At 41.0% G+C, this 26,348-nt stretch carries 21 protein-coding genes; 7 read left to right on the top strand and 14 right to left on the bottom strand.

From position 1 onward, the window contains the following. Positions 1–34: 34 nt before the first annotated feature. Positions 35–271, bottom strand: a complete 237-nt coding sequence (locus tag EO95_RS01200) for a hypothetical protein (RefSeq protein WP_048131440.1) — start codon at positions 269–271, stop codon at positions 35–37. Positions 272–712: 441 nt separating this feature from the next. Continuing rightward, a complete protein-coding gene (locus EO95_RS16625) occupies positions 713–3,073 on the bottom strand; it encodes a disaggregatase related repeat-containing protein (RefSeq protein WP_082105882.1) in 2,361 nt (786 codons plus the stop codon). Between the two features lie 1,172 nt (positions 3,074–4,245). Here EO95_RS16625 and EO95_RS01190 point away from each other — a divergent pair. Next, positions 4,246–5,448 (top strand): hypothetical protein, encoded by a 1,203-nt coding sequence (locus EO95_RS01190; RefSeq protein ID WP_048131439.1) that lies wholly within the window; start codon positions 4,246–4,248, stop codon positions 5,446–5,448. 464 nt (positions 5,449–5,912) lie between these two features. On the opposite strand, the gene EO95_RS01185 is transcribed toward EO95_RS01190, so the two are convergent. Then, positions 5,913–6,710 carry an AIM24 family protein gene (locus EO95_RS01185; protein ID WP_235282806.1) on the bottom strand — a complete coding sequence of 266 codons (798 nt, stop codon included), beginning with the start codon at positions 6,708–6,710 and terminating at the stop codon, positions 5,913–5,915. Between the two features lie 797 nt (positions 6,711–7,507). Here EO95_RS01185 and EO95_RS01180 point away from each other — a divergent pair. Beyond that, positions 7,508–8,209: a S4 domain-containing protein gene (locus tag EO95_RS01180; RefSeq protein ID WP_048131437.1), complete on the top strand. Its 702-nt coding sequence runs from the start codon at positions 7,508–7,510 to the stop codon at positions 8,207–8,209. After that, a complete protein-coding gene (locus EO95_RS01175; protein WP_048131436.1) occupies positions 8,199–8,852 on the top strand; it encodes a DUF2119 domain-containing protein in 654 nt (217 codons plus the stop codon). The genes EO95_RS01180 and EO95_RS01175 overlap by 11 nt, the downstream gene beginning before the upstream one ends. Before the next feature lie 255 nt (positions 8,853–9,107). Here the strand turns inward: EO95_RS01175 and EO95_RS01170 are convergent, their stop codons facing one another. The 4 genes from EO95_RS01170 to aspS all read right to left on the bottom strand — a co-directional run bounded on the left by EO95_RS01170 (position 9,108) and on the right by aspS (position 14,944). Beyond that, on the bottom strand, positions 9,108–10,103 hold the full coding sequence (locus EO95_RS01170; RefSeq protein WP_048131435.1) for a zinc ribbon domain-containing protein: 996 nt from the start codon (positions 10,101–10,103) through the stop codon (positions 9,108–9,110). A gap of 597 nt (positions 10,104–10,700) precedes the next feature. Next, a complete protein-coding gene (thsA, locus tag EO95_RS01165; RefSeq protein WP_048131434.1) occupies positions 10,701–12,344 on the bottom strand; it encodes a thermosome subunit alpha in 1,644 nt (547 codons plus the stop codon). A 468-nt stretch (positions 12,345–12,812) separates the two neighbouring features. Beyond that, positions 12,813–13,517, bottom strand: a complete 705-nt coding sequence (gene rpiA / locus EO95_RS01160; RefSeq protein WP_048131433.1) for a ribose 5-phosphate isomerase A — start codon at positions 13,515–13,517, stop codon at positions 12,813–12,815. 92 nt (positions 13,518–13,609) lie between these two features. Further along, positions 13,610–14,944: an aspartate--tRNA(Asn) ligase gene (gene aspS, locus EO95_RS01155; RefSeq protein ID WP_048131432.1), complete on the bottom strand. Its 1,335-nt coding sequence runs from the start codon at positions 14,942–14,944 to the stop codon at positions 13,610–13,612. Between the two features lie 283 nt (positions 14,945–15,227). Between aspS and EO95_RS01150 the strand changes: the two genes are divergently transcribed. Further along, on the top strand, positions 15,228–15,638 hold the full coding sequence (locus tag EO95_RS01150) for a cupredoxin family copper-binding protein (protein ID WP_235282805.1): 411 nt from the start codon (positions 15,228–15,230) through the stop codon (positions 15,636–15,638). Between the two features lie 684 nt (positions 15,639–16,322). Then, positions 16,323–17,063: a metallophosphoesterase family protein gene (locus tag EO95_RS01145; RefSeq protein WP_082105881.1), complete on the top strand. Its 741-nt coding sequence runs from the start codon at positions 16,323–16,325 to the stop codon at positions 17,061–17,063. A 162-nt stretch (positions 17,064–17,225) separates the two neighbouring features. Here EO95_RS01145 and EO95_RS16910 read toward each other — a convergent pair whose 3' ends face one another. After that, positions 17,226–17,873, bottom strand: a complete 648-nt coding sequence (locus EO95_RS16910) for a phosphoribosyltransferase (RefSeq protein ID WP_268767879.1) — start codon at positions 17,871–17,873, stop codon at positions 17,226–17,228. Positions 17,874–19,360: 1,487 nt separating this feature from the next. On the opposite strand from EO95_RS16910, the gene EO95_RS01125 reads away from it, so the two are divergent. Next, entirely contained in the window at positions 19,361–20,278 is a 918-nt protein-coding gene (locus EO95_RS01125) for a hypothetical protein (protein WP_235282804.1), read from the top strand. A 149-nt stretch (positions 20,279–20,427) separates the two neighbouring features. Here EO95_RS01125 and EO95_RS01120 read toward each other — a convergent pair whose 3' ends face one another. The 4 genes from EO95_RS01120 to EO95_RS01105 all read right to left on the bottom strand — a co-directional run bounded on the left by EO95_RS01120 (position 20,428) and on the right by EO95_RS01105 (position 23,651). Continuing rightward, on the bottom strand, positions 20,428–21,789 hold the full coding sequence (locus EO95_RS01120) for a PFL family protein (RefSeq protein WP_048131428.1): 1,362 nt from the start codon (positions 21,787–21,789) through the stop codon (positions 20,428–20,430). Between the two features lie 26 nt (positions 21,790–21,815). Then, on the bottom strand, positions 21,816–22,094 hold the full coding sequence (locus tag EO95_RS01115; RefSeq protein WP_048131427.1) for an ACT domain-containing protein: 279 nt from the start codon (positions 22,092–22,094) through the stop codon (positions 21,816–21,818). Positions 22,095–22,377: 283 nt separating this feature from the next. Further along, a complete protein-coding gene (locus tag EO95_RS01110; RefSeq protein WP_255350190.1) occupies positions 22,378–22,926 on the bottom strand; it encodes a shikimate kinase in 549 nt (182 codons plus the stop codon). Between the two features lie 308 nt (positions 22,927–23,234). Further along, positions 23,235–23,651: a hypothetical protein gene (locus EO95_RS01105; RefSeq protein WP_235282803.1), complete on the bottom strand. Its 417-nt coding sequence runs from the start codon at positions 23,649–23,651 to the stop codon at positions 23,235–23,237. Between the two features lie 182 nt (positions 23,652–23,833). On the opposite strand from EO95_RS01105, the gene EO95_RS17360 reads away from it, so the two are divergent. Continuing rightward, the gene (locus EO95_RS17360) at positions 23,834–24,010 is read left to right on the top strand and encodes a hypothetical protein (protein ID WP_156161204.1); all 177 of its coding nucleotides are present in this window, start codon (positions 23,834–23,836) and stop codon (positions 24,008–24,010) included. Between the two features lie 158 nt (positions 24,011–24,168). Here EO95_RS17360 and EO95_RS01100 read toward each other — a convergent pair whose 3' ends face one another. Both EO95_RS01100 and EO95_RS01095 read right to left on the bottom strand, forming a co-directional pair. Beyond that, complete coding sequence (locus EO95_RS01100; RefSeq protein ID WP_048131426.1) at positions 24,169–24,702, bottom strand: tRNA (cytidine(56)-2'-O)-methyltransferase; 534 nt, start codon at positions 24,700–24,702, stop codon at positions 24,169–24,171. A gap of 82 nt (positions 24,703–24,784) precedes the next feature. Continuing rightward, positions 24,785–26,305: an AMP phosphorylase gene (locus EO95_RS01095; protein WP_048131425.1), complete on the bottom strand. Its 1,521-nt coding sequence runs from the start codon at positions 26,303–26,305 to the stop codon at positions 24,785–24,787. Between the last annotated feature and the right edge of the window lie 43 nt (positions 26,306–26,348).

The following is a 26,348-nucleotide window of genomic DNA, read 5'->3' as shown; positions in this document are numbered from 1 at the left end:
ACCGAGATCTACACCTCTCTATTCGTCGGCAGCGTCAGATGTGTATAAGAGACAGGTACTGCATCAGGGTACCCAGCAAGACCACATAAGGCCTTTTCAGGACTGCAAGGAAACTGTCCACTGACAGTGTGACTCCCATTCCGAGCATGATAAGGCTCAAAAGGGGTACAATGAAGCCTTTATAGGGGACAAAATATTCCGGGTATACATAGGCTACTGCGGATAAAAGAACCGCCCAGAGAGGAAATAAGGATGTGAACTTTTTAAACATTTTTTAGTACACCAGCTCTTCAAATTGACACTTTAGTCATTAAATAAACTGAGATTGTCATTTAAATATATGTCTATTTATTCCCAATAAATAATAAAGCTGTAATTAATTTTGAAATAGTATAAAATGGCAGTAAAGATTATATCAACTTACGCACTTCGCATACTTGTTACCACTCTCGGCTCAAACAAAAAATCCCTATTATTATATTTCGAGCGGCTTTTTTGAATCAGTTTTTGAGCTAGGGTCTTAGAGCGTGTCTTAAAATTAAATTTGATTCTACAATTGGAACACGGAGCATCAATTAATCCAAAAAATTACAGAATTAAACATAAAAACATTTTCTTTTAAAATATCGGATTGTTGATATTTCACTTTGAATCCCCCTTATTCATCTAAACTTCTCTGCCTGTTTATTTCCATATATTTATCAATAGAAATTTAACAAAAATCAGCAAATAAGTCTTCTTTGACATCTTTATAATATGCCGTCATTGATGAGAAAAAGGCCTGCAGTAGGTTCTCTTCTTTTAAGCCACTACTCACAATTCTCCCGTTTTGAACAAAAACAGTATTTAGTTGAAGTTTTGGCACTTGACTTTCGTTTCCGCAGTCACTGCTGTAGAATGCAATATAATCGTTGCTTTCTGTGCGGGCTTTTATCAGAAAACCAGTATTTTCGTACTTTCCACTAGTATACTCTTTTACAAGATCGGTTACATCCAGCTCGTAATATCTGTTATCAGGAAAATCACTACCTTTAAAAGTTAGCGTGGCGTATGGAGTACTGCCCTGAAGAGCACCGTTTTTATCGTACCAGTCTCCTCCAAGGTTTTTCCATGCAATTCCTTTATCCCTTTTACTCCAGCTCAAATAATTTGAGTTCCAGGCATAAGCCGGCCTGTAAATCTCAATTACAGTGTCCTCAGATCTTGTATTTCCTGCGGGGTAATACCAGCAGAGAGAAAGGATCGCATTATCAACCTGAGAGTCACTGTTATAGTTACTCAAGTCAAACCACATTACATCTCTATACCTGACATTATCCCTCCCACCGATATCAATAAAAGGCGAACTCTGGTAGACAGTATAAGGAGATGACTCACGCAAACGGTTGTCAGATATTTCTATTTCGGAAGATACAGGCTCCTCAGATACAGGCTGTTCGGACGCTTCTAATATTTTGTTTCCATTAATAGCAGCGTTTTGGATATTTATGATTGTGATTCCGGAAGAGGAATTCGATATGTTCACATCTGTTAATATATTATTTTGTATTTTCACGTCGCCATTTGTGAACGAATTTCCATCTATATACACTCCATCCAACTTTATATTTGAAAAAGCATTATTGGATATTTCCAAATTTAACCCGTCTATTAGAAACTTCTGATATACCCCTTGATGCGAAAGATTGCTAAAAGTGTTCTCACTTATTAATATATTCCTGACACTTCCCTGAAAGGGGAAAATAATTCCATACTTCCCACTGTTTTGAGTATTATTTCTAATTATAAGAGTGTTATCAATTCCATTTCCTCCCTCATACATAGTACCTAACATACCATTGAACGTGTTATTTTCGTAAATGTGTACTCCGTCGGTTACGGCGCCGCGTTTGAATATCCCTCCATATCCGCCAAAAATTTCATTGTTCGAAAAAATAGACTGTTGGGTACCATCTGAAAATGCAAAATGGTATGGGATCTCCAGTGGCCACCGATAATCTACAAATTCATTATAGTATAGGGTATCAGCTGATATTTGCGGATAGATCTTATTTCCAGTTACGACAAAATTAATAGTATCAGCGTGAGCATCAACAACATTAGCACCGATGATGTTTGCCCCTATCAGAATGTTATCGGTGATAAAAACGTCTCGATTTAAAGATTTGAGTTCAGCTGAATTGCCTGTTATGGCATGCCTGCAATTCTCTATGTGATTATGGTCGATATTGATAAAAGCCGAACCGCTGGCTGCATTTACACCATATCCACTTCCAGGGAGAAGTGAATTGTAAATCTCATTATTATTGACATTCATATTAAAACAGGAATACAGACAAATAGCACCAAACCCACTGTTATTGAACCAGGAATTAGTGACAGAACTGTCTTTGCAATATTGCATAACCAGTCCATGGTGAGACATCGTCGCACCAGTGTCCTCCAGTCTTATATTCTTTATATGCACTTGAATAGGTCTATATACTTCGACCTGTACAGTCTCGGACAAGCTGTAATCTCTAAGAAGTGGTTGATTTAAAGTGACGACATTTCCATTTACACTTTTAACAGCATACATTTCACCTGTCATTTGATCAGGATAATTATCAGGATAATCAAGAGGACACCACTGAACATTTTTCCAAATCTTAATCAAGTCGTTCTGGCGAACCTGGGAAGCGTCAGTTAAAACCACTTGAGATGAATCCTTATTAGCGTTAGAAGATAGGGTTTTACTGGTGATCAGTGATCCACCGAAGTAAATATCGTTAATTTCTTTGTCAGAAGTCTGAATGTGAAGAGTTACATTTCCTTCTCCGATTATGTTCAGACTTTTATCTTTTTGAACTATTCCTTTTGTGATGTAATAGTCCCCTTCGCAAATAGTTATTGTATCTTCGCTTTTTGAGTAGTCCAGTGCCGCCTGAACACAGGCTGCATCGTTTGCATAATTTGGTGTATGAAAAAGACCGGGTTCAGCTGGTCCGGATTGTTTATCAATCACGATATTTGCCGCCAGAGCTGCAGGGCTACTTAATTCAAGACAAAAAAGAGTAAGGGTAAGTATTATCATAAAACTTTTTATATTTTTCAATAAAGATTGCTCCTGGACCTGTTTAATTTAGAGCCTATCCAAAAATTGCTGTGATCACCAATTTTGCAACTGGCATATTCAAAACTGGAATAGATACTCAATATCAGAGCCCTATTATAGACGCCATTTTGACTTTTCGGAAGGCTCTAAAGGAATTTCAATAAGTTAATTTAAAGAAATTCGTGTTTTACTTTAATTAAGCCTTATTAATAATTTCATGAATTATTTCATGAAATATCAAATTTCCTATTTTATCTAAAAATCCTAACTCTTTAGAAGTTTTCGTGTGACTACTAAAACAAATTGATTGAAAAGAATACTAAATCAAAATAAAATTACGACCTCTAAATGAGCCTTATTACAGCTTATTGAGAAATACTTTCTGGCTTGAAGATATTCGTCTTTATCTTTCAAATCATCATAATTTAGACACAATGCCAGAATCTAGTGATGAACTCAAAATTAAAAATCACTAGATTTTGAAAATGGTCACAATCCTTTGAACATGACCTATTGATTGATGCCGGAAGATCTCGAATATTGAGTTTGATTGAATCCTGAATTCGTCTTGGAAATTCAAGATTTCAATCAAAAAATGCAAAAATTACTAGATTTTGGAACAGAGTCATAATTTAACGAGTTTTATAAATATAAAAACTAAAAAGAAAAAATTTAAAAGCACTTTACAAAATATATCTCCACCCAATTCATTTTTAAAAAGAGGAATATTACATACAAAGGGTGAAGTATAAATGTAAACATCAGGAAAACCATATCCAACTTATTTAGCTACAACGACCTTTATTTTAATTTTAATTATTTCTCTATTAATTATAAGGTAGCTACTGCACAAAGTTCTTCTTCAGCGACATATGCATATATCTAAATCGGTTCCATTGCAAAAAATCTGGCTTTGTTATAAAATCAGTGAAAATCTTCACAATTAGGAAAGTTGATCATCTCACCACGGAGAGAATGATACACAAAGGTAATAATTATAGTATCAAACTGAGGAAATATTATTTTTGCAACAGAACCTAAACGTTGACCATTTTCTTCATAGCTGGTATGTGTATGTTTTTGTACTTCGTTGTGATGCCATCATTTAGATTATACAAATTATTTACGACAGATTGGAAATTGGGGTTAAAATGAAACTGACACTAAAAATAGAAAGTGTCTTCTTAATCTTCGCTCTGCTGACATCATGTGTAGCAGCAACTGAAAACAAAGATCTCCCGACAAAAGAAGAAATAACTGAATTTATTTCTGGTATACCAGTATCTTCTAACTATATTATCACAACATTTGATGCCGTGAAAGAGAAACATCCTGCATGGAACTGTGATACATGGGTAGATAAAAATGGTAATCAGATACTCAGTTTGTATTATGTAGATCCAGACTCAGCAAAAGGATACGGTAGTATATACTTCAATGAGTTAGGGAAAGAGATCTCTATGCTTGGAGTTGAAGCCAGTCTGGTAAATCATTACGTAGGAGAGGCGGGTTCTGAAGAACAACCGGCTGAGGAGGAAGCCCAGCCAGTTGAAGAGGAAAACCAGCCAGTTGAGGAGGAAACCCAGCCAATTAAGAAGACGGAGCAGCCGGCTGAAACTGAAAACAAAGATCTTCCTACAAAAGAAGAAATAACATATTTTATTGCTGGCATACCAGTATCTGAGAATTATATTATCACAGTGTTTAATGCCGTGAAAGATAAACAGCCGACATGGAACTGTGATACATGGGTAGATAAAAATGGTAATCAGATACTCAGTTTGTATTATGTAGATCCAAACTCAGCAAAAGGATACGGTAGTATATACTTCAATGAGTTAGGGAAAGAGATCTCCATGCTTGGAGTTGAAGCCAGTCTGGTAAATCATTACGTAGGAGAGGCGGGTTCTGAAGAAAACACTCCTGTAAAAACCATGGCTGGTTTAATTCAAGAACAACCAGCTGAGGAGGAAAACCAGCCAGTTGATATGGAGGTTCGGTCGATTGAGGACAAACAACTGGCTGAGTATAAGGAACAGCTAGCTGAATATGAGGAACGTCTGGATAAATATGAGGAGAAGCAGTCGGTTGGGTATGGACTGCAGACTAAAAATGCAGTCCGCTCGATTGAGGGGGAAGATCAGTCGGCTGAATATAAGGAACTGCTGGTTGAGTATAAAGAATTGCTGGATGAGTATCAGGAAGCTCAGAAGGTTGGGATTGTGACCCCACCGACTGAGCCTGAAGATACAAAAAGGGGTATAGGAATCTGTGACGGGATTTTTGTTACAGTAGTTGGAGGCGTAATTGTAGAGTTTCTGATGCGGAAGCGTAGGAGGAGATCTAATCTATGACTAAAATTGCGTAATTTTAAACAATAAGACGGGACTGAAAGGAGATTAATTTTTGACTTTTACTCTTCTCTGTAGATTTCTCAGTTGTAACCACCTTTTTCAGTCAAGTCGTTCTTAGTACCTGAAAAAATCAACAATAATGATATATGACAAACTTTTTGATTGGAATCATTTGTATTCGGTAAAAATACAATCTATCAGAAATGTGTTCTTTTCATAGTTATTTTGTAAACTTATAAATATAATTCGAGATAAATTGACGATTGCAGTAGTCATTTTGATATCAACAGATTCCTTAACCGAATACAATGATTCTTTTTTAGCTCGTTAATCTATTTTGTCAGTTTGTTAAGTTGCTAGTGTTTTTGATGAATTCGTCTTTAAGTTTCTTCAAGTTCTCTTCAGTTTTCGAAATGTCTTAATTTTTTCATGATACTGTACTTGCAAGATAATTAAAATTAAAATCAGCTTTCATCACTGTCTCCAATACGGTTTGCAGTAGGCGAATAGTTACACTGTGCAAGTGTTTTATACACGGACTGCGTGGGAGCCATCCAGACCTGTCCAGTGCCTTCATAGGTATGAAGGGATCTTTCTCCACTGGTAAGATTTCCAACCAATTTCTTTGCAGATCTCTCAACAGTAAATTTGATAGAGGATGATCTTAGGAATACGAAATTTCCATCGACTTGCAATCTTTCGTTATTAAGCTCATATTTCAGAACCTCATCCATAGGCACTGGGATTTCAAGTACACATAAGCCTTTCCCACTGAGTTTGGTCTGGAACCAACCTTCTCCCCCAAAGAGCCCCGATGATAGGTTCTTCTGGGATGAGACTTCTACACTGACCCCACTTTCACAGCAGTAGAACATTCCCTTATCTACAATAATTGAATCATTATCCAGTTCCTTCAATATGAAATGGCCGAAACTTGGCTCAAGGAAAATCTCTCCAGTACCTGAATAGGTAGGAGTGAAGGCAGATTCCTCAGTCAGTGAATTCTTAATCAATTTCTTTGCAAGGCCTCCAACCCCTCCTATCTTGCATTCTGCACAAATATTCCCTTTATGAAAGTAAAGAGCTCCCGATTCGGTAGTTACCGCACTGTTTCTAAGGGTGATTTTTACTTGCTTGAGACTCATTCCTGCTTTCTCAATATGGTACAGGTTTTCTGCAAAGCAAACGTCTCTAAGCCCTCGCAGAGTTTTATACTGGAGGATCTCAATCTTGACCCCATCTTTCTCAATATGTTCCAACACATTGATGTTATCATAAAAATTTTGCTCGATTATGGGCTCACCACCTTTCGGTTAACTTGAAAAAAATTCATAATTCTATGCTTAAATTAAAGAAGATTTAAAGAAGATTTGAAGGAACTTGTAAAAAATTTTAGAGGATTAAACTTTTAATAAACTGGTTTTAAAATTCCGATTCATGTTTTTGACTAACATTGGGTATCCCATTTAGTTTAATTGATCTTGATAATTTACCAAGAAATTTTGATTCAGACGAATTATATTTAATTTTTAACCAAGATCAGTAATAATACTGTAAACTTAAAGCCAATTTTTTTGTCACTGTGCATCATTCGTTCTTTCTATATAGGATTATCTAAATAGGATTATCTAAATAGGATTATCTAAATAATAACTTCTTGATTTTTGTGATTTTACAGAAAATCAGCACACTGCCAGCAGGCTGCCTTAGAACGAAACTTGATTCTATGATTAGGATAAATTAATATTGTACAATGTCAATGTGTACCTTAATTTTGGAAAAATATATCATATAGAGTTTTATGCACTTGAGGTACAAAATCAAGCACATTCGATTTTGTTACTGGTTCACAGTTTTAGACAATAAAAAGTTTAATGTTATTGATCTATCAGTTCAACCGCGTAAGTCCTAAAAAGGAAAACTGTATACCTTTGGCTATCTATCCTTCCGGGAAACGGTCTTTTGCACTGTACTTTATTGAGTGTTTTCCTGCTTTTCTTACTTACTACCTGTTTTTACTTGCTACTTATATATACAGGCTCTGCCGATACAATCCCCCATGAGACTGGATTCATACCTTGTAGATATGGGACATTTCAAGTCAAGGGGACGAGCCAAGACTGCCATTCATGAAGGAAACGTTAAAGTTAACGGCACTGTGGTAACAAAAGTTTCCAGGGATGTCTCAATTGATGATGTAATAGAAGTTGCCGAAGGCCTGGACCAGCCGCAGGGCTACTTCAAACTCCGGTTTATTCAGGAAGAAAGCGGGGTCCTTAAACCCGAGGACAGAGTTCTTGACCTGGGATCGAGTGCAGGCGGTTTTCTCCTTTTTGCGTCAGAGATTGTAGACCATATAAAAGGCATAGAGTTCAGCCGGGATTTCAGAAGCGAGCTTGGAAAAATTGCATATGAGCGGGAAAACGTTGAGGTAATATTCGGGGATGTTTTCACCATACCTCTTAAAGAGCTCTCTGAGGAGCCTGTGGATGTTATTCTCTCAGACATGACTCTTGAGCCTGAAAACTCAATCAAAGCTCTTGCCAGAGTGCTCCCTCTCCTGAAAGAAGGGGGAAGGCTGCTCCAGGTAATAAAAACCGGAAAGAAGAAAAATCCGAGGCCAGTCCTGAGCAGGATTGAGAACCTGGGGCTTGAAATCCAGCAGGTCATCAATTCCGAAAAGCAGGAGGTTTACGTGGTTGCAAGAAAACTTCTGCCTGAAGAAAAAGAGTCCAGAGGAATTCAAACGGATGAAAGCTGATGAAAAAGCAGGCTTCTCTCCGAATAAGCACAACTGTACGGACAAGTACGCTAACGAGACCGGACTAAGGGTCTATGGGCATGGAAAACCTGTTCGCCTCTTTGCTGCAGGGCTGCATGGAGATGAATGGAGGGACACAACGGAAATCCTGATGAAAATAGAGCCTCCTGAAAAAGGCACCCTTGCGTTGATCCCTCTTGTCAAAAAGGGAGAATATACTTCAACTCTGGACCCGGCTTACTATCAGGTTATGGGGCTAAGTATACTCGAAGCCATTGAAGACCTGAACCCTGAAATTTATATTGAGCTCCATTCCTATTCCAGAGAAAACCTTGAAAAACTTGCAGGCAGGGACAGGCTGGAAAGGACCGGAGTACCTGCCTACAGCGTCCTGAAAGCAGGGGCATTATTGGGCTCGGTTTCTCCCTGGATTCGAAGGAAGTATTTCCCAAAAGAAGCCCTATGCCTCTCTTTTGAGGTCCAGAAAGGAAACCCCGGGTCAAGGGAGTTTGTTGCCAGTATGCTTGAAGTCCTCAAAGAAACTGAGTCAAGGGATGAGTTCGTTGAATACCTGAGAAAAGAATTTCCTGAACAGGCAAGAAAAGCTATCGAGGATTACCGGCGCTTTTATGGGGAAATCTGAGAGCTTGCCTGCTGAGATATAGATAAGAAAGGAGACTTCCCTCCTGAAAAGGGAGTCTTAAAGCACGGGAAGTGCATATTGAAATAGTAATATATTGAAATAGTAATATATTGAAATAGTAATATATTGAAATAGTAATATATTGAAATAGTAATATATTAAAATGGTACTATATTAAAATAGTAATATATTGAAATAGTAATATATTGGAGTAATAAGATATTGAAAAGAGTGATTATATAAAAAAATGAATATTTATCCGTACCGCAGTAAGGCATTCAGTTCCGAGTCTGTTTTAAGGAACGCCTGCTCTTTTTCATGAAGTGTGCGTTGAGCGACGTCAATCCCGCTTTTCATGGCAATCTGTTCGGACTGGCTTGCGTTATTGTACGTCTTTATAAGTTCGTTATAATAGGATCTTTCGTTCTCATAGTCAAGAGCCTTTATTTTCCAGTCCCTGTATAGGGAAAGGAAATCTCTATAGTTCCCCGGGTTACTGAAGGTCAGTCCCTGGTAGTACATTTCGTTTTCATCACTATAAACAATATACCCACCAGTACATTCTACGGCTAACCATGAACCCGGAGAAACTTCAGCCAGAACCCATGCATGATTGAAGCCGTCAATGGTGCTCGAGTTCGACACATTATATGTACGGCCAGGAACTTCAATCTCACCAAGGTTCCCGGAATCAGGGCTTTTATGGACAGTTTTCCCATTTGCAATTATACTATCGCCTGCAGATTCAAAATTTCCGACTGCTATTCTTGAGTTAATGCCTTTTGCCTTTAACATGTTCCAGACGTCCTGGGCCATGTTGTCGCAGTCATAAACATCATCTTTTGAATATGTGTGGCTATTGGAGTACTCGGTTGCTATTTGCTCGCATAACCGGATATTTTTATCAGTCTGTATCCGGTCCTGTGATATAGGACTGTTTGCACCAGGATATTCATTAGAGCCAAGGGCAAAAGTTGAATATGCAGTCAATAAGGTTCCTAAAATACAAATTAAAGCCACAATCCAGATCCCTTTAAAAATACACCTGTGGATGGGTATTTTATGGTTATTAAAAGAGAAGAATACTGTTTTAGTAAAATTGAGTTTTCGGGAAGTAGAGGTTTCGGACTCGAAATCCTTCATCTCAGGTTCAGAACTCTCTATATCAGGTTTGTTTTTAATTCTCTTTCCGCAACCTGAACAAAAAAAGTCTTCCGGATCTATTTTTAATCCGCAGTTATTGCAGTACACCTTCCACTACCTCTTAGGGGGGTTATCTTATACTCTTCGGGGGTTATTTTATAATTTTAAAGGAGCTTAAGGTCTCAGAACCTGTTAAGTGAAAAATGAAGCTTAACCAGCCAGTTCAAACTCTTTTTCCCAAAAGTCCGTTCAGGAGCCAATTTTTTGGACTCAGTTGACTAAGGGTCAGTTGACTAAGGGTCAGTTTGAGAGTCCAGTGATTTGCCCTCCATTTCCCGGAGACCAGAAACATGCAGCTTGAAAAGTATCCTGTAAATTGAGTTTTCTGGTTAGCCAAAAGCTGGACTTTAAATCCTCTAAATTATTTTCAATTCAAATATAAAATTTACTTACATATATAATTGAGGTAGTTTAATGATAGTTTAATGGTAGAAAATAATAGAGAAATCATAAGATCGAAGATAAAAACAGATAATCTTAAAAGAGGAAAGTAAAACAGATAATCTAAAAATCCAAAAAGAAGAAAATAAACCTGAAGTGATGACACTTCTTCCAAAAAAGAGAGTTGCAGAAAAGAATCTGCAACTTTTCCTGTAATAAACTAAGTTACTTCCTTTTCAATTGTTAAACTGAAAGGGTCAGGTTTTACCTGCGCATATTAAGTGCAGGTGCTGACATGCCGTCGTAGGTACTTGCCATATGCTCGGGTCTGACGTCCTGCATTGAGGAACTCTGGGCGCGGAGCATACTGTCCACACGAAGTACCATTGCAGCAGTTTCGGAGCCTGCTTTGATGGAGTTAACCTTTACCCTGAGAGGGTCAACAACACCTTTTTCAAGCATATCTTCAGCAGCACCGGTCAGGATGTTTAAACCGGCGTTTTTGTTTTCTGCATGCTTTGCGCGGAGGTTCAGGATGGTGTCGATGGTATCCAGGCCTGCGTTTCTTGCAATTGTCCTTGGAATCTCTTCAAGAGCTTCAGCAAAAGCTGTGATTGCCGTCTGTTCACGTCCACCTATGCTGGAAGCATAAGAACGGAGTAAGAGTGCAACTTCCATTTCCGAAGCTCCACCTCCGGCAACGACCTTGCCGTCTTCAACCACACATTTCACAACTTTAAGGGCATCATCAATTGCACGTTCCAGGTTGTCCACCACATGCTCGGTCCCGCCGCGAAGAACGATTGAGACTGATTTTGCACCCTTGCAGTCCCTGAGGTAGGTTTTACCCTGATCGCCGTCTCTGTCCTGCTCAAGGAGCCCTGCGTGCCCGAGTTCTTTTTCTGTAAGTTCTTTGATGTTCCTTACAGGTCTGCCTCCCGTAGCGTCAGCGAGGTGCTGCATATCGTCGTTTTTCACCCTGCGAGTTGCGTAGATTCCCCTGCTCTGGAGGTAGGCTGCGACCTTGTCATCCATGCCCTTGGAGCAGAAGACAGCATTTGCGCCTGCCCGGATTATGTAATCCGCCATCTCTAAAAGGGCTGCATCCTCTTGCTTTACGAAATTCTCAATATCACTTACGTTGCTGATCTGAAGCTTTGCCTTGTTTGCGGTCTTTTCGGTCTCCATAGGAGCATCAATGAGCGCGATATTGGGATTTACAATCCTGAGCGAGAAGTTTTTATCGAGTGCAACCTTGTCGATCACAACTCCCTCCACAAATTCAGTCTTCTCAACAAGCCCACCGATATCTTTTGAAAGTATAATGTTTTTAAGGTCAGCTTTTCCGTCCTCATGAATGGCAAGAACTGCATCCACGCAGAGTTCTGCAATCAAGCGGTTGTATTTTTCGGAAGCTTTGCCAGTGATGGAGGTTCTGGCAGTTTTTATAAGCAACTCTCTGTCTTCCTCGCCTGCAGTAACTGCCAGGTTCTCTAAAATCTCAACAGCTTTCTCTGCTGCAAGTTTGTATCCTTTGACAACAACTGACGGGTGGATTCCCCTTTCAATAATGCCTTCTGCTTTTTCCAGCAGGGCACCTGTGAACACAACAGCGCTTGTGGTCCCGTCACCTGCAGAACTTTCCAGTGACTGAGCAACTTCCACAAGCATCTTAGCTGTCGGATGCTCAATGGACATATCGTGTAAGATAGTAGCACCGTCATTTGTGATGGTGATATCCCCCAGAGGGTTCACAAGCATCTTATCCATGCCTCGGGGTCCAAGCGTACTCTTAACTATGGTTGCTACTGCTTTTGCAGCTGCAATATTCATGCTGAGTACATCTTTTCCCTTTGTTTGTTCTTTTCTCGGATCTATTATGAAGATTTGCTGGCCACCTTTGTCCATATGAACAAAACCTCCTGAAAATACATAGTATGAATTGAAGGATAAATAATTGATAATTTGAAGTTGTTTTCTGGCTTGCGGTTGCTTTATCTCAGGTATCGAACCCGAGAACCCTGTTTTGCGCAATTTGTTTGACTTGCAGATAGTAATTTTATCAGGAAATTACTGATAATACTTCTATAAAAATATTCCGGTAAGACCTGTGATTTTTCAAAATAAACGCTGTTTCCGCTTCCTGTTATGCTGTGATGAAAAAGGCAGTACCCTGTCCTGCTTGCAACAGGGACTTGAAGGAAAATGTTTGCAGGAAGCACTTCTGCCTTTAACTTCTATCACTTAAAAGAATATTTTAATATATTCATTCTTTTATGTGAAATATCGGTTTTTATGCTCTTTTCCAGGGAATTTATTTGTGATTCTGTTTATTTCTACCGAGTTATCCGGCTTATTTCTACCGAGTTATCCGGCTTATTTTTGCTGTGTTATAATCTTCACAGACCCGTCTTTATTTCCTATGTAAAGCTCATCCACATTGCAAAAAATCCCGTGTTCAACCACTCCTGGAATTGCAGATAGTTGAAGAGCAAGAGCTTCCGGGTCTTTTATAACACCAAATTCTGCATCAAGGACAAAGTTCCCGTTATCCGTTATTACGGGCCCGTCTTTTTTTACAGCAGACCTGAGTTGTGGTTTTCCACCCAGTTCCAGGATTTTCTTTACGGCAAGTTCTTTTGCAAAAGGCAGGACTTCCACAGGCACGGTTTTATCAAGCTGCGTGCTCGTTTTCGACTCATCAGCTACAACCACAAACCGTTTTGCAGAAACAGAAACGATCTTTTCCCTTGTATGAGCTGCCCCTCCTCCTTTAATGGCACGGAGTTCGGAGTCGATCTGGTCAGCTCCGTCAATGGCAAGGTCCAGTTCAGGGTGCTGGGAAAGGGTGGTCAGCCTGATTCCGGCATCTATCGCGAGCATCTCGGATTGGTAAGAGGTGACAACCCCCAGAATATCGAGCCCTTCCTCCCGCACAAGGCGTCCAAGTTCCTTTATGGTGTATGCAACTGTTGAACCTGTACCCAGTCCAACAACCATTCCGGGGCTGACAAGCCTGGCTGCAGCAATCCCAGCTGCCCGTTTTTCGGGAGAATCAGTAGAAGTATTTCTTTCCGTCATTTTATGTTCCGCCTTTAAGATTTAAAAAAGTTAACAACTATTTTTCAAAAACAGGAAGTCCTTTCAAGCTTAAAAGAAAAAATTGGAGGGTTTCAGGGAGAAAGTCTTCTCCTGTCCCTCGGGAAGAGTACTGTATCCCTGATATTGCCAGTTCCAAGCATGGTCATGACAAAACGTTCACAGCCCATTCCCCATCCGGCATGCGGAGGCATTCCGTATTCGAAAGCTTTAAGGTAAAACTCAAAACCGTCAGGGTTTAAGCCCTGTGATTCGATCCGGCTCTTGAGCAGGTCAGGAATATGAATCCGCTGAGCTCCTGAGGAAAGCTCCATTGTACGGTGCATCATGTCAAAGGACTTGCTGAATTCAGGCCTGTCCTCATAAGGCATGGCATAGAAAGGTTTGATCTCCGTGGGCCAGTCGATAATGAAGTAGTGGGATTCGCCTGTAGTTTCGTAGACATAATCTCCGACTGTGTGTTCCCCGAGAGTTCCAAGGTCATCTCCCCAGTGCATTTTCTCTTCAGAACGGCTGTTTATGATCTCGATTACCTCGTCATATGTAAGCTTCAGGAAAGGAGTCTTCGGGACCTTAAGCTCAACCCCGAGTGCTTCAAGGGAGACTTTGCAGTTCTCAATTACACGGGCATAGACGTAAGCAACCAGGTTTTCCAGAATTTCCATTACATCGAAGTGGTCGGCAAAGCTGACTTCGACATCTATGGAAGTGGCTTCGTTTAAGTGCCTGCGCGTATCATGCTCTTCTGCCCTGAAGATGGGGCCGATTTCAAAGACCCTGTCAAATCCGCCACTCATGAGGATCTGCTTGAAGAGCTGGGGGCTCTGGTTGAGGAAGGCTTCCCTATCAAAATAGGTGATCGGGAAAAGGGCAGTTCCACCTTCGGTTGCGGTGGCAACGACCTTGGGGGTTGCTGTTTCAATAAAGTTATTCTTTACGAAATATTCCCTGATTGCCTGGAGAGACTCATGCCTGATCTTAAAAACCGCAGTTGTCTCGGCTCTTCTAAGGTCTATAAAGCGGGAGTCAAGCCTCGTGTCAAGTTCGGCTTCTACCTTTCCGGTTGTGTCCATAGGAAGAGGGGAAGCTGCACCGTTCAGGACATTGATCTCGTCAGGGAGCATTTCATAACCGTTCGGAGCTTTTTCTTCAAACTTGACAGAGCCGGTTACGGAAATTACGGACTCGCGAACGAGCCTTCTTGCTGCATCGAAGAGTTCTTTGTCAATTTTTTTCTTTACGAGTGTGACCTGAGCCTTTCCTTCCCTGTCCCTGAGAACAACGAAACAGATCCCTCCGAGGTCTCTGACCTCATGGACCCAGCCTGCGAGGGTTATTTTCTGACCGTTATCAACATTTTCGGGCTTGACATCGGCTGTATAATGTGTTCTGAGATTTGCTAAAGACATAAATTCACCTTGATTAGGGAATAAATTAAACGTAAATATAAGAATGAAGCTGAAACGTAGGTGAATAGTCATAACTCATTATTAATGTATTTGTTGCACCGCCCGAATTGCGCATCGGGATCGCAGGAAATCGGAGATTTCCTGGGAGTTGCGATGTAATCGCAACAGTACGCGGTCCTTTTCGCTTCGCTCAAGAGGACTAACGATTGGATAAAGAAATAAAGAGTAAAAGAGTAGAAGCGAAATAGAAGTGTAAAAACTGAGATTTAGAAGGGAAAAGAGCGTGAGAAAGGAAATAATAATATTTATGATGATTTTAGGTGTGCTTTTTGTTGCGGGTTGTGCTGACAACGGAGTTTCGGAAGAGCCTGCACCTTCCACACCTGTAGACAGGGTGGATAACGAAGGAGCAGCAGGAAACGAAGAAACTGTTACAGAAATTAATTCTAATATTGTTGATGTAGAGATCCGGGGCTACAAATACATACCCCAGAACCTTACTGTGAAAGTTGGACAGACTGTCAGGTGGACTAACAACGATACTGTTCTCCATGATGTGGTAGGTTCGGGTATTAAATCCGAGTACCTTCAAAAGGGAGAGACATTTACTTACACATTTGAAGAGGAAGGAACATATGAGTATATCTGCAAAATACACCCCTGGATGGCAGGAGAGGTAATTGCAGAGGTCTGAATAGAGAAGAGAGTTCCTTAAACGAGCTCAGCAAGAATCAAAGGCTGATATGGAGTGGCGGTTAATAAATCATCACATATCGGCACTCTGGAAATGAGATTCTGAACTGTTGGAAAGGTACGCTGGAAGATCGATTGAACACGCATCTTTTGTAGTAAATATTTGTAGTAAATATTTGTAGTAAATATTTGTAGTAAATATTTGTAGTAAATATTTTGTAGAATATTTTTTTATAAACTCCAAAACTTGAAAAACGGAATTCAATTTCATTATAAGTTCAAAACCCAAAAACAGGGATCTTTTTTAAAAAAATCAACGTTGTGCTGGCGCACCCCACAGCAAGCTAGCGGGGTATTCAACTGAAATAAAAACCTCTGTTGAGAGCCCGAATCTGGCGCGCGCCCGGATTGCATCGAAAAAGAGGCTGAAATAACTGAAGAGATTACTGTATTTATATATTTATTTTTGTGCATATTGTACATGAATGAAAATTAACTAAATATTAATACAGTTTAAATGGGGTCGAATTATAAAGCCTCTTAATTATAACGAATTATAATTAGATTTACAAAAATATGTATTTTTCATAGATACCTATATATAATGTTACTGAACTCCAGGGTTCTGAATACAACTAGTATTATAATATTATAAAATTTCAGAGAAAAGAAGGAGTAAAAAATTATACAGATTGTACATCTATCAGATCTTCATTTTTCAGAAGCGTATTTTGTCCCGGAAATTGCAGAATCCATGCTGCAGAGCATAAATCAACTGGACCCGGACATTGTGGTAATTACCGGCGACCTGACAGAAAATGGGTTTTCAGCCGAATACGATGGAGTAAAAAAGTTTATTGACAGGATCGCGTGTAAAGACAAGGTCCTTGTTCCTGGAAACCACGACTCCAAAAATGCAGGATATATTCACTTTGAGGACCTTTTTGAAAATAGGTTCTCAAACCGGAATCTCGGGGGCGTAACCGTTGTAGGGGTTGACTCCTCCCAGCCGGACATTGACGAAGGACACCTGGGTAGAGAAAACTACGGCTGGATCAAAGAAGCCTTTTCCGGGCAGAATTTCAAGATCTTTGCCCTGCACCACCACCTTGTCCCGATCCCTCTTTCGGGCAGAGAAAACAGCGTCCTTGTCGATGCAGGCGATGTCCTTGATCTCCTGAACCGCTGCAAAGTAAACCTTGTACTTTGCGGGCACTGCCACATTCCTCATGTCTGGAACCTGAACAACATGCTCGTTGTAAACGCAGGTACCTTCTGTTCCTCCAAGACCAGAGGCAAAACCACGCAGTGCTTTAATCTGATCCAGGCTGAAAACGAAAATTCAGATAATAACAACTGGAAGGTCAGGGTTTCCAGGGTTTTCCCGCAGGGGAAAATGGAACTGATCACAAAAACAGTAATGTGAGGGTGCATAAGAAATTTAGACATTTCTTTGTCGCCGTATTTTCCTTCCTTTTTTATTTTTAATTACTCTGATCAGGCTGCAAAAAGGCTGCAAAAAGGCTGCAAAATCAGTGTCACTAAACCAGAAAATCGGATGAAATTAATTACAGTTAGACGAAATTAATTACATATACTTCCTCCGGATCCGCCATCCGACCAGATTATCCGTTTCAACCCTCTCAACCTCTTTTCTCTCAGCCAGGTCGGACAGAATTTCAAGAAGCTCTTTTTCCCCAATCTCAATCTCGTACCTGTCTTTAAACTCAGCAGTGAGCCGGGAGATATCAAGAGTCCTGTCCCCGAGAATCTTTTCCGCAAACCCTGCCAGATCCTCATAGCGGGCCCAGGGGTAGATTATCCAGCGCCACCTGAGAACCTTCTGGCCATAGAAATCCGGGGTGAAGGAAGAACAGGTCTTGTGCTGGAGGACTGCAGTTCTGATTTCAGCAGGTCTCAGGCTCTGCACGTAGTCAACCGAAAGGTTCAGGGTCTCTCCGGTATCGGTGACGTCGTCAACGATGAGCACTTTTTTCCCGCTGATGTCCACAGAGATGGGAAACTTTATCCTCGCTTCTGCCTGCATATCCGCACCCCTCATGTAGTGCTCGACCTTCATAGAAGTCAGGTCATTGAAAAGCAAAAAATCGCAAACCAGCCTTCCAGGCACATAGCCTCCCCTCCCTATGGCAACGATCAGGTCGGGCTGATAACCTGAAGCTTTGATTTTCCGGGCAAGAAGCCTGGAAAGGCGAAAAACCTCTCCAAAGCTTATGAGCTCGCACCTGAAAGATACTTTTTTTACCGGAGAGCACCTGGACTGCAGAGCTGCTTTTTCATTTTCGGTGTTCAGATTAATCGCCTTCTGCCTGTATGTCTTCTGCCGATATTCCTTCTGGCTGTATTAGAGTCATCAGTAAAACCGTAAAGTAAATGAGAAACTTATCCTTCCCGTAGTTGACATAAGCCCGGATAAAAAATGCATCCTTTTATCGGACTCCGGGAGAAAAACAGAAGTCGAAAGCATATTTGAAAAACACCTCCCGATTTTGATCCCCCAATTATAATTTATCTGGAAAATATATAAGGTTACTTCTGCAAAAGAATAAAGGATCTTCCCCTGTTTATTAATTCTAAACAACCTTTAGATTGACTATTTCAAGGTTCTGAAGCCTTAAAAACCAAAATAGACAGCCGGATAAAAAACAAAAACCTAACTCGACTGAAAAAACAGAAATGGGCTTCAAAAGCGGTAAAAAACGGCATTTTTATATACCTGCATTTCAGTACTATTTTTACATACAAAAAGGATTTTTCTTGATAGTTTTTAAAAGGAGGATAACAGTTATGGATTTTAAAGCAATTCTTGCAATACTTGCATTCTGCACTCTTTACTACATCTACCACTATTCATCCGGCGCCATAGTCTGAGAAAAAATTGTAGAAAAAGGAGTGTAAAGCTATGGATTTTAAAGCAATTCTTGCATTATTAGTCTTTGCCGTCCTTTACTATATATACCATTATTCCAACGGAGCCATAGCCTGAAAAGAAAAAATAAAAGCAATGCAATGCAAGAGACTCTCTGAAATTGCATTATGAGATCTAATGGATATGATTGTATTATGTATAAGTGCCGTATCTGGACTTAAGAAATATTTTAATTTATTATTAAAATTACATCGTTCTGCCTGATATTCTAAGTTCTGTGAAAACAAGACTGGAGACAGAGTATTTTCCAGGCAATATTTAATGTAGATTTAATTCGATTTAATTTATATTTTATTTAATTCATATTTAATTCATATTTAATTCGATTTTAATCGCACCCTTACTCGTTTTTTGGCATGTTTTATTCTTACTCTTAATTTTCTGTTACCTCTGAGTTAAAAGATTCAGGGATTTTACGCTTTGTTCTATAAATGCTGTAGAGGATTGCATCATATACTTGAAAATTCATCTTATTACCTGAAAATATTTGAACCAGGGAAAACATAAATATAATGTAAATTAGGGGAAAAAACAGAGGATAGGGGGGATTGATAAAATAAGGGATTTTTTAAAAAGAATAGACTTAAAAACTCTTCTTGCAATTCTCGTTTTTCTGACACTTTACTATATATACCATTTTTCTGGCGGAGCTATAGATTAAAAACAAATAAAATAGAAAGATCAAAAAAATAACATATTAAAGCAGTAACGGACGTCTTAGAAGTACTCATAAAAAGAGAAACAGGAGTATTATACTAATAAAGGCATAACTGATGAAAAGGAGCTTCAAAGCTGTGCTTTCAAGAGAAAATGATCAAGCAATGCATAAAGGGCTGGATTCCATCGATGAGGAGTTTGATGAAGGAGTCAGCCAGGCTCTTACCTCCCTGACAGAGATAGGTAAAGGTTACCTTAGCGAAAGAAAGGAACTGGAAGCTGAGAAGACGGTATCTTCCATAAAAGAAATAGGAAAGGCTGCTGCCCTTCAGGGTATGGAAAACGCAGCAGTCAATGCTATAAGATCCCTGGAGAAGATGCTCCAGATCTCAATGAAGCAGAATATGGAAGGCACAACTGTCAGGGTCCTGCTCTCTTTTGGGGCTATAGGGAAAATCGCTGCCGAACAGCAACTTGAGATGGTAGCCAAACTTGCAGCATCGGTGCTGGGGGAAAGCGGGAACACGGCGGCTCTCCTCAACAGGGAAAGAGAAACCATTGCTGTTACAATCGGCCTTGGGGAAATTGGAAAAGCGGTTGCCAGGATGAAATTCCCTGATTATTCAGAAAATGCCGCTATATGTATCACCTGCCTTGGAGAAACCGGAAAACTGGCTGCTCAGAAAACCCTTGAAGAAGCTGCAATAGGAGCAGAACTTATGTTAGAAGAGATGGCTGCAGCAGCCATGGAAGAAAACCTTCAAAGTGCGGCAGGAAGTATCGCAACTTCTATTGAGGAGATAGGAAAAAGCGCTGAAGAAGAAGATATGGAAAATGCCGTTTTCCAGGCTGCATCCGCACTCCAGACAATTATGAGCAGTGCTGGGAACAGATACCTGAATGATGCCTCAATTGCGGCAAAGGTTGCCCTTGAATCTTTTAACGAATTTGATATAATTAACGACGAAGCCAGTATAAGGAAAATAGAAGAAATCAGGGAAATGATGAGAGCACTGTGGATGAATACGAAGTAAAAAAGCGGAAAAAACAATGAAAGTAAAAAACAATGAAAGTAAAAAACAATGAAAGTAAAAAACAATGAAAGTAAAAAACAATGAAAGTAAAAATAATCCCAAAAAATAATCCCAAAAAATAATTCCGGAAAAAGTTTCCGGAAACAGCCTTAATTTGTCAGTGACTGGATAGGAGCCGGAATTCTTCCTCCCCGCTTTACGAAAGTCTCCGAACTGAAATTGCTTACTGCCATAATAGGTGCACTTCCGAGCAGCCCACCGAATTCCACGGAATCTCCCACTCTTTTTCCGGGTGCGGGAATAACCCTGACTGCAGTTGTCTTTTTGTTTATTACCCCAATTGCCATCTCATCAGCAATGATTGCGGAAAGGGTAGTAGCAGGGGTATCGCCAGGGACTGCTATCATGTCAAGACCAACGGAACAGACGCTGGTCATGGCTTCGAGTTTTTCGAGAGTCAGCGCCCCGACTTTAACCGCTTCGATCATTCCTGCGTCCTCACTGACCGGAATGAATGCCCCGCTGAGGCCTCCTACTGAAGAAGAAGCCATTGCTCCGCCTTTTTTTACGGCATCGTTAAGAAGTGCGAGGGCAGCAGTCGTTCCGTGGACCCCACAGCGCTCAAGCCCCATGGCTTCCAGAATCGCGGCAACACTATCCCCGATTTCCGGAGTTGGAGCAAGCGAGAGGTCGAGAATCCCGAATTCCACACCAAGCTTTCTAGAAACTTCCCTTCCTACCATTTCCCCCATGCGTGTGATTTTGAAGGCTGTCTTTTTGATCGTCTCGGAAATTTCAGTAAGGTTAGGGTTTTCAAGTTCGCGAACGGCTGCGTTAACCACGCCCGGCCCACTTACACCCACATTGATAACACATTCTGGTTCACCTATTCCGTGAAAAGCTCCTGCCATAAAGGGGTTGTCTTCAGGGGCATTTGCAAAAACCACCAGTTTGGCACAGCCTATCCCGTCTCTGTCAGCAGTTAATTCCGCAGTCTTTTTGATTATATTTCCCATCAAGCCGACTGCATCCATGTTAATGCCTGCTTTTGTGGTTGCAACGTTTACGGACGAGCAGACCTTTTCAGTAGAGGCAAGAGCTTCAGGAATGGAATTTATCAGTTTGAGGTCTCCCCGGGTTTCCCCTTTATGCACAAGGGCGCTGAATCCTCCTATAAAGTCCACACCTGCGGCCTTTGCAGCTTCATCCATTGTCTTTGCAACGGAAACGAAGTCAGGAGATTTGCAGCTTTCAGCTACTATCGCTATGGGAGTTACGGAAATCCGCCTGTTGATAATAGGAATTCCGTAAAGGCTCTGGATTTCATTCGTTGTCCGGACAAGCTCCTTTGCCCGGGAAGTTATTTTTTCATAGATGTTCTCGTTGAAAACCTCAATATCAGGGTGGCTGCAGTCCCGGAGGCTGATTCCCATAGTGACGGTCCTTATGTCCAGGTGTTCCATCCTGACCATCTGAATTGTTTCCAGAATTTCTTTCGGGTTTATAAGCATGAAAAATTCTCCTGCGTCCTCACAGATCAGATCCTGTGCATGAAACGGAAAGCATCTTCATGCTGCACCTTGATCTCAACTCCAAGGCTCTTTCCTTCGACACCCATAGCCTGCTGGAAAGCCGCAAGGTCAAAGTTTTCCTTCGGGGCTTCTGCAAGCATGATCATGGTAAAGATGCCCTGCATGATAGTCTGGCTGATATCGACAATATTTACATTGTAACTGGCCATCACCGTGGTGACTCTGGCAACAATACCTACCCTGTCACTGCCAATAACCGTGATAATGAAACGACTTGATGTCATGAAATGTCTCCTGTTGATCCTGCTTTATTCTACAGGTTAATACATAAAAGATGTAAACAAGGAAATTTTGTTCAGATTGAAGACCTGATAGATAATAAAGTAAACTGCTCAGCCCCTAAGTAAACTGCTCCAGTCCCGAAGTAAACCCTCTGATACTGAAGTAGATGCTCTGATCCCGCTATAACTAAAAATCTTGAGAGGATATGTAAAGGAAACAGGGGTTGGAAATAAAACAATATCGATGTCGAATTAACTCATCATCTATGAAAAGCTGATCCTTGGATCAGGCCTCCGTCTCAAAACAGAGCTGGATTATCTTCCCCATAATCCCCTTAATATTTTCCCTTCCTTTAAGTTTTATTGAAAAATCAGCATACTTAGAATACAAAACCAGCCTTTCTTCAAAAAGTTCTTTAAGGCTTCTGTCCCTGAGCCCTACTATGCCCCTCTTTCTTGCGTTAGGGATCCTTTTTACGATGCTTCTGAAAGGGGCGTCCAGAAAGACTATCTTTGAGATATCTGTTAAGTGTCCCATGGCTTTTTCGGAATAAACCACGCTTCCGCCAGGAGAGATAATACAGTTATCCACCTGCCCAAGCCCCAGAATAGCTTCTTCTTCAAACCTGATAAGAGCGTAATCGCCCTGTTTGTCAATCAGGGCTTGAAGAGGCAATCCAGTCCTCTGCGTAATCAGGCCATCGACATCAATAAAAGTATAATCCAGGTGCTTTGCAAGTGCCCTTCCGATAGTACTTTTCCCCGCTCCTGCCATGCCAATTAATGTTATGTTCATTGCCACACGCTTCCTGCCTGCAAAAATCAAGGAATTCACTGACTGAAATTCCCATAGGTGAAAGGCCTGCAGTCCATAAGTAATCAGGACAAAATATAATCTTCTGCTATATAAAATATACAACGCGAGTATTTTTAAAAAAAGGCAAAATTATGAGATGCGTCTTGAATTTCCTCAGTCTGACCAGGAACTTCCCGGAGAGTTTTTACTATTATTGGACAATTTTACGTAAAAATTTCATAAAGATTAGAATATTGCCATCTACTTCACCACATAAGCAGGAAGAGATAAGGCTTATTCTGTAATGCCATGAAAAAGATTTCAAAATAATATAAAACATTGAGAGGCTATTTCCTAACCTGCTGCTCTTTTCTGTTTACTTGCTGAGAGCTCAGGCTGCAAATACATTTTTCAACCTCTTTAGAGGAGTGCATGAAAGCAGAAATATACTCCAGAAGGATAACCCTGCTGCCGGAGATATAATGCCTGAAAAAGCTTCGTGTCGTCAGCTTATCCACCTGTTCCAGGGAAACAATTGAAAGGTACATAAGAAGCCGGATAAAAAATACAAGATGGAGCACAAACATTTTGACCCAGGGGCTGTCAGAACTGATAGCCAGCCCGCAGATCCAGTTGCAGAGCTTGAGGGAGTGCGAGAGCAGCCTGATATTATAAAAGTGCAAAAAAAGAGCCAGGACTGTAAAGAGAAACGCAGATACAGCTAATAAATTAATTTCCTGCGCTGTTAAGTCCATATGGTTCATTAACCTTTATTTCTCGCTATTATTTGAATTTATTCTTTTTTAAGATCCGGTTTTCAATTTAGATCAGTCAGGCATTTGCTGAAAGCAGATTTAAGTTTATACTTTCCCATTTAAAGCTCAATCCAGGGAAGTTTATTCAGAAAAAGAGTAAAGAAAACCGGGAGGGATGCCCGACAAATAAAGTGTCTGACCAGAAAAATTTGTCTGCCTGCACCCCTGTAACCGGACCTTACCTCAATTTTCCGGAGCCGTTAAAAAATCACACCTATCAGCCCCTTCTTATGGGAAAGAAAACGGAAAATCCGGATATTGCCGTTAGCATGAGGAATGGTCTGCCTATGGACACCCCTCTTATGTAAAACTTATATTTAACACTTATCTACAGATTCGTAATAATAGATGAGATCGTGCCTAATTAAAGACTTTAAATCTCAGGGATCTGTCTGTATTCAAAAAAATATAAAAATGGAAATTAATAGCCGGGATAATTTATAGCCCGGATAATTTATAGTCTGGCTTATTCCCTGACGTTTTCGATTACGTGTTTACCCCTTTCAGCAGGGATAATTGTCAGTTCGGCACCTGGAAACTCTTTCTCAAGCGGCTCGCCCTCTGCGATCCTGTCCATTGTGATTGCAACTGCCGCAACTTCGGAATGGGGCTGGCCGCCCACAGCTACGTTCCAGTCAGCGAGCTGGTAAATTTCAGGAGGGACCTTTTCTGCGCCGACAACGATCATGAGCTTTTCGCACTTTTTGAGTTCGCCAGTAACATCTGGCAGGTTAACCCCGTACATGGAAAGGTGACAGACTTTTCCGCCTTCTTCTTTCCAGTTCCTGATTTCCTGCTTGAAGTTAACATTATTTTTAATATAGAAATGCCCACCCCAGCGATTGACCACATCTTCGAGGCTCTGCACAATCCCCGGGTCATCAGAAGCAAGAAGCATGCCTTCAGCTCCCAGCATCCTGGCAGTTAAGCCAACATGGGTGGTAATTCTCTTATCCCTCTCAGGGCGATGCCCCAGGCGCAGCAATACAATCCTCTTCATGCTCGGCTAAAACCCTGACAAGGTATTAAAGGGTTTCACTGAAGTTTCACTGAAACAGGGAAAAAAGGAAAAAATATGGGTATTACTGGAACCCATAAATTCCAGGGATTCTCTTCAGAAGCATGCCTTCGACTATTATCGGGTTTGTTCTCTGGGCCGTTGTCAATGCGATATCGAGCTTGAATTCTTTTTCAGCATAGATTGTGAGAATAGAGTCTCCTTTTTTGACCTGTTCTCCCATTTTCTTGTGGATCGCAACCCCGGCTCCTTTGTCACTCGGAGCTCCTGCAAGCCTGGCAATCTCAATTATCCATTTATTGTCAAACTCGATAACATATCCATCTGTAGAAGCAAAGATATCAGCAGTGTACTGGCCTACCTGTATATCATCGGATTTAATATTCGGATCTCCGCCCTGGGCTTCAATGATCTGTCTCATTTTTTCAAGAGCTTTTCCGCTCCTGAGCGTTTCCAGTGCAATTTCTTTTCCGCGGTCCCTTGGAGCCGCCCCTCCCATCTCAAGAAGAATACCAGCAAGGGCAGCGCTCTTTTCAATAAGGCTGTTTGGACCTTCCATGCTTTCCAGCACTTTCAGGGCTTCCCTGACCTCCAGCGCCGGACCCACCCTTCTTCCTATGGGAGACGAACCGTAGGTGATAGCACACTCGACGTTCATTCCGAGCCTGTGCCCCAGGTTGATCAGGTCTCTTGCCAGTTTCTGCCCTTCCTGGACAGTGGGGACCTTTGTGCTTGGCCCGACGGGGATGTCCATTACCACATTATCGGCTCCTATAGCTCCCTTTTTTGCCATGATTGAGGCAAGCATCTGGCAGTACGGATCAATGGATAGAGGGTACTCAACTCTGATGAGCTTGTCATCCGCAGGTGCGATATTGGTGGCTCCACCCCAGACAAGAGCCCCTCCCACTTTCTCGGTTATCTCCTTGACTTCCTGAGAGCTGAACTCAACAGGACAGAGCACTTCCATGAGGTCTGCAGTGCCTCCTGCACCTGTGATTGCTCTGGAACTTGTCTTTGGGATAAGCAGCCCGTTTGCAGCGACGATAGGGACAACGAGGAGAGATATTTTGTTTCCGGGCACTCCTCCTATCGAGTGCTTGTCCATGATAGGATGAGTATCAAATTCGATCCGGTCTCCGCTGTCGATCATAGCCCTTGTCATCCATTCGACTTCATCATCAGTCATCCCATGAATATAAGAAGATGTTATAAAAGCCGAAAGTTCGATATCACTGAGGTTTTCCTCCACGATATCATTTACAAGCAATTTAATCTCGTCCTGAACAACAGGTTTTTTGTCCATCATCTTCTTGATAACGCTTGCAGATTTGGAGCGGAATGCCGGGACAACTTCTACTGGCTTATCCCAGTCCTGGAAGTGCGCATAAACTTCAGAAAAAACTCCAAGCGTGCCCGGAGGAACCATGTCCTCGGTTGTGTCCACAATAGCAGAAAGGCTTTTATGCCCACGGATGCGGACCCTATCTCCGGGATTAATTCCCAGCTCCTTCGCATCGGCAATATTAAATAATGCTTTGTGCTGCCCTATTTTTATGTCAAAATGTTCCAGTTGCAATTGCATTAATTAAACACCATCCTTTTCATTCTCAATATTATTGTGAATT

This window comes from Methanosarcina sp. 1.H.T.1A.1 (assembly GCF_000979295.1).
Lineage (GTDB): Archaea > Halobacteriota > Methanosarcinia > Methanosarcinales > Methanosarcinaceae > Methanosarcina.
The sequence above is the reverse complement of the archived record's forward strand: the minus strand, read 5'-3'. Positions and strand labels throughout refer to the sequence as shown.

Coding starts and splice junctions, on each gene's coding strand:
- EO95_RS01120 (WP_048131428.1), bottom strand. CDS start 21,789: ATGCTTATAAACCCGAAAGAAATTCTGGAAACAATTCAGATGGTCAGG.
- EO95_RS01125 (WP_235282804.1), top strand. CDS start 19,361: ATGAAAAGGAGCTTCAAAGCTGTGCTTTCAAGAGAAAATGATCAAGCA.
- EO95_RS01095 (WP_048131425.1), bottom strand. CDS start 26,305: ATGCAATTGCAACTGGAACATTTTGACATAAAAATAGGGCAGCACAAA.
- EO95_RS01190 (WP_048131439.1), top strand. CDS start 4,246: ATGAAACTGACACTAAAAATAGAAAGTGTCTTCTTAATCTTCGCTCTG.
- thsA (WP_048131434.1), bottom strand. CDS start 12,344: ATGGACAAAGGTGGCCAGCAAATCTTCATAATAGATCCGAGAAAAGAA.
- EO95_RS01175 (WP_048131436.1), top strand. CDS start 8,199: ATGAAAGCTGATGAAAAAGCAGGCTTCTCTCCGAATAAGCACAACTGT.
- EO95_RS16625 (WP_082105882.1), bottom strand. CDS start 3,073: ATGATAATACTTACCCTTACTCTTTTTTGTCTTGAATTAAGTAGCCCT.
- EO95_RS01200 (WP_048131440.1), bottom strand. CDS start 271: ATGTTTAAAAAGTTCACATCCTTATTTCCTCTCTGGGCGGTTCTTTTA.
- EO95_RS01100 (WP_048131426.1), bottom strand. CDS start 24,702: ATGAAGAGGATTGTATTGCTGCGCCTGGGGCATCGCCCTGAGAGGGAT.
- aspS (WP_048131432.1), bottom strand. CDS start 14,944: ATGTCTTTAGCAAATCTCAGAACACATTATACAGCCGATGTCAAGCCC.
- EO95_RS01105 (WP_235282803.1), bottom strand. CDS start 23,651: ATGAACCATATGGACTTAACAGCGCAGGAAATTAATTTATTAGCTGTA.
- rpiA (WP_048131433.1), bottom strand. CDS start 13,517: ATGACGGAAAGAAATACTTCTACTGATTCTCCCGAAAAACGGGCAGCT.
- EO95_RS01180 (WP_048131437.1), top strand. CDS start 7,508: ATGAGACTGGATTCATACCTTGTAGATATGGGACATTTCAAGTCAAGG.
- EO95_RS01115 (WP_048131427.1), bottom strand. CDS start 22,094: ATGACATCAAGTCGTTTCATTATCACGGTTATTGGCAGTGACAGGGTA.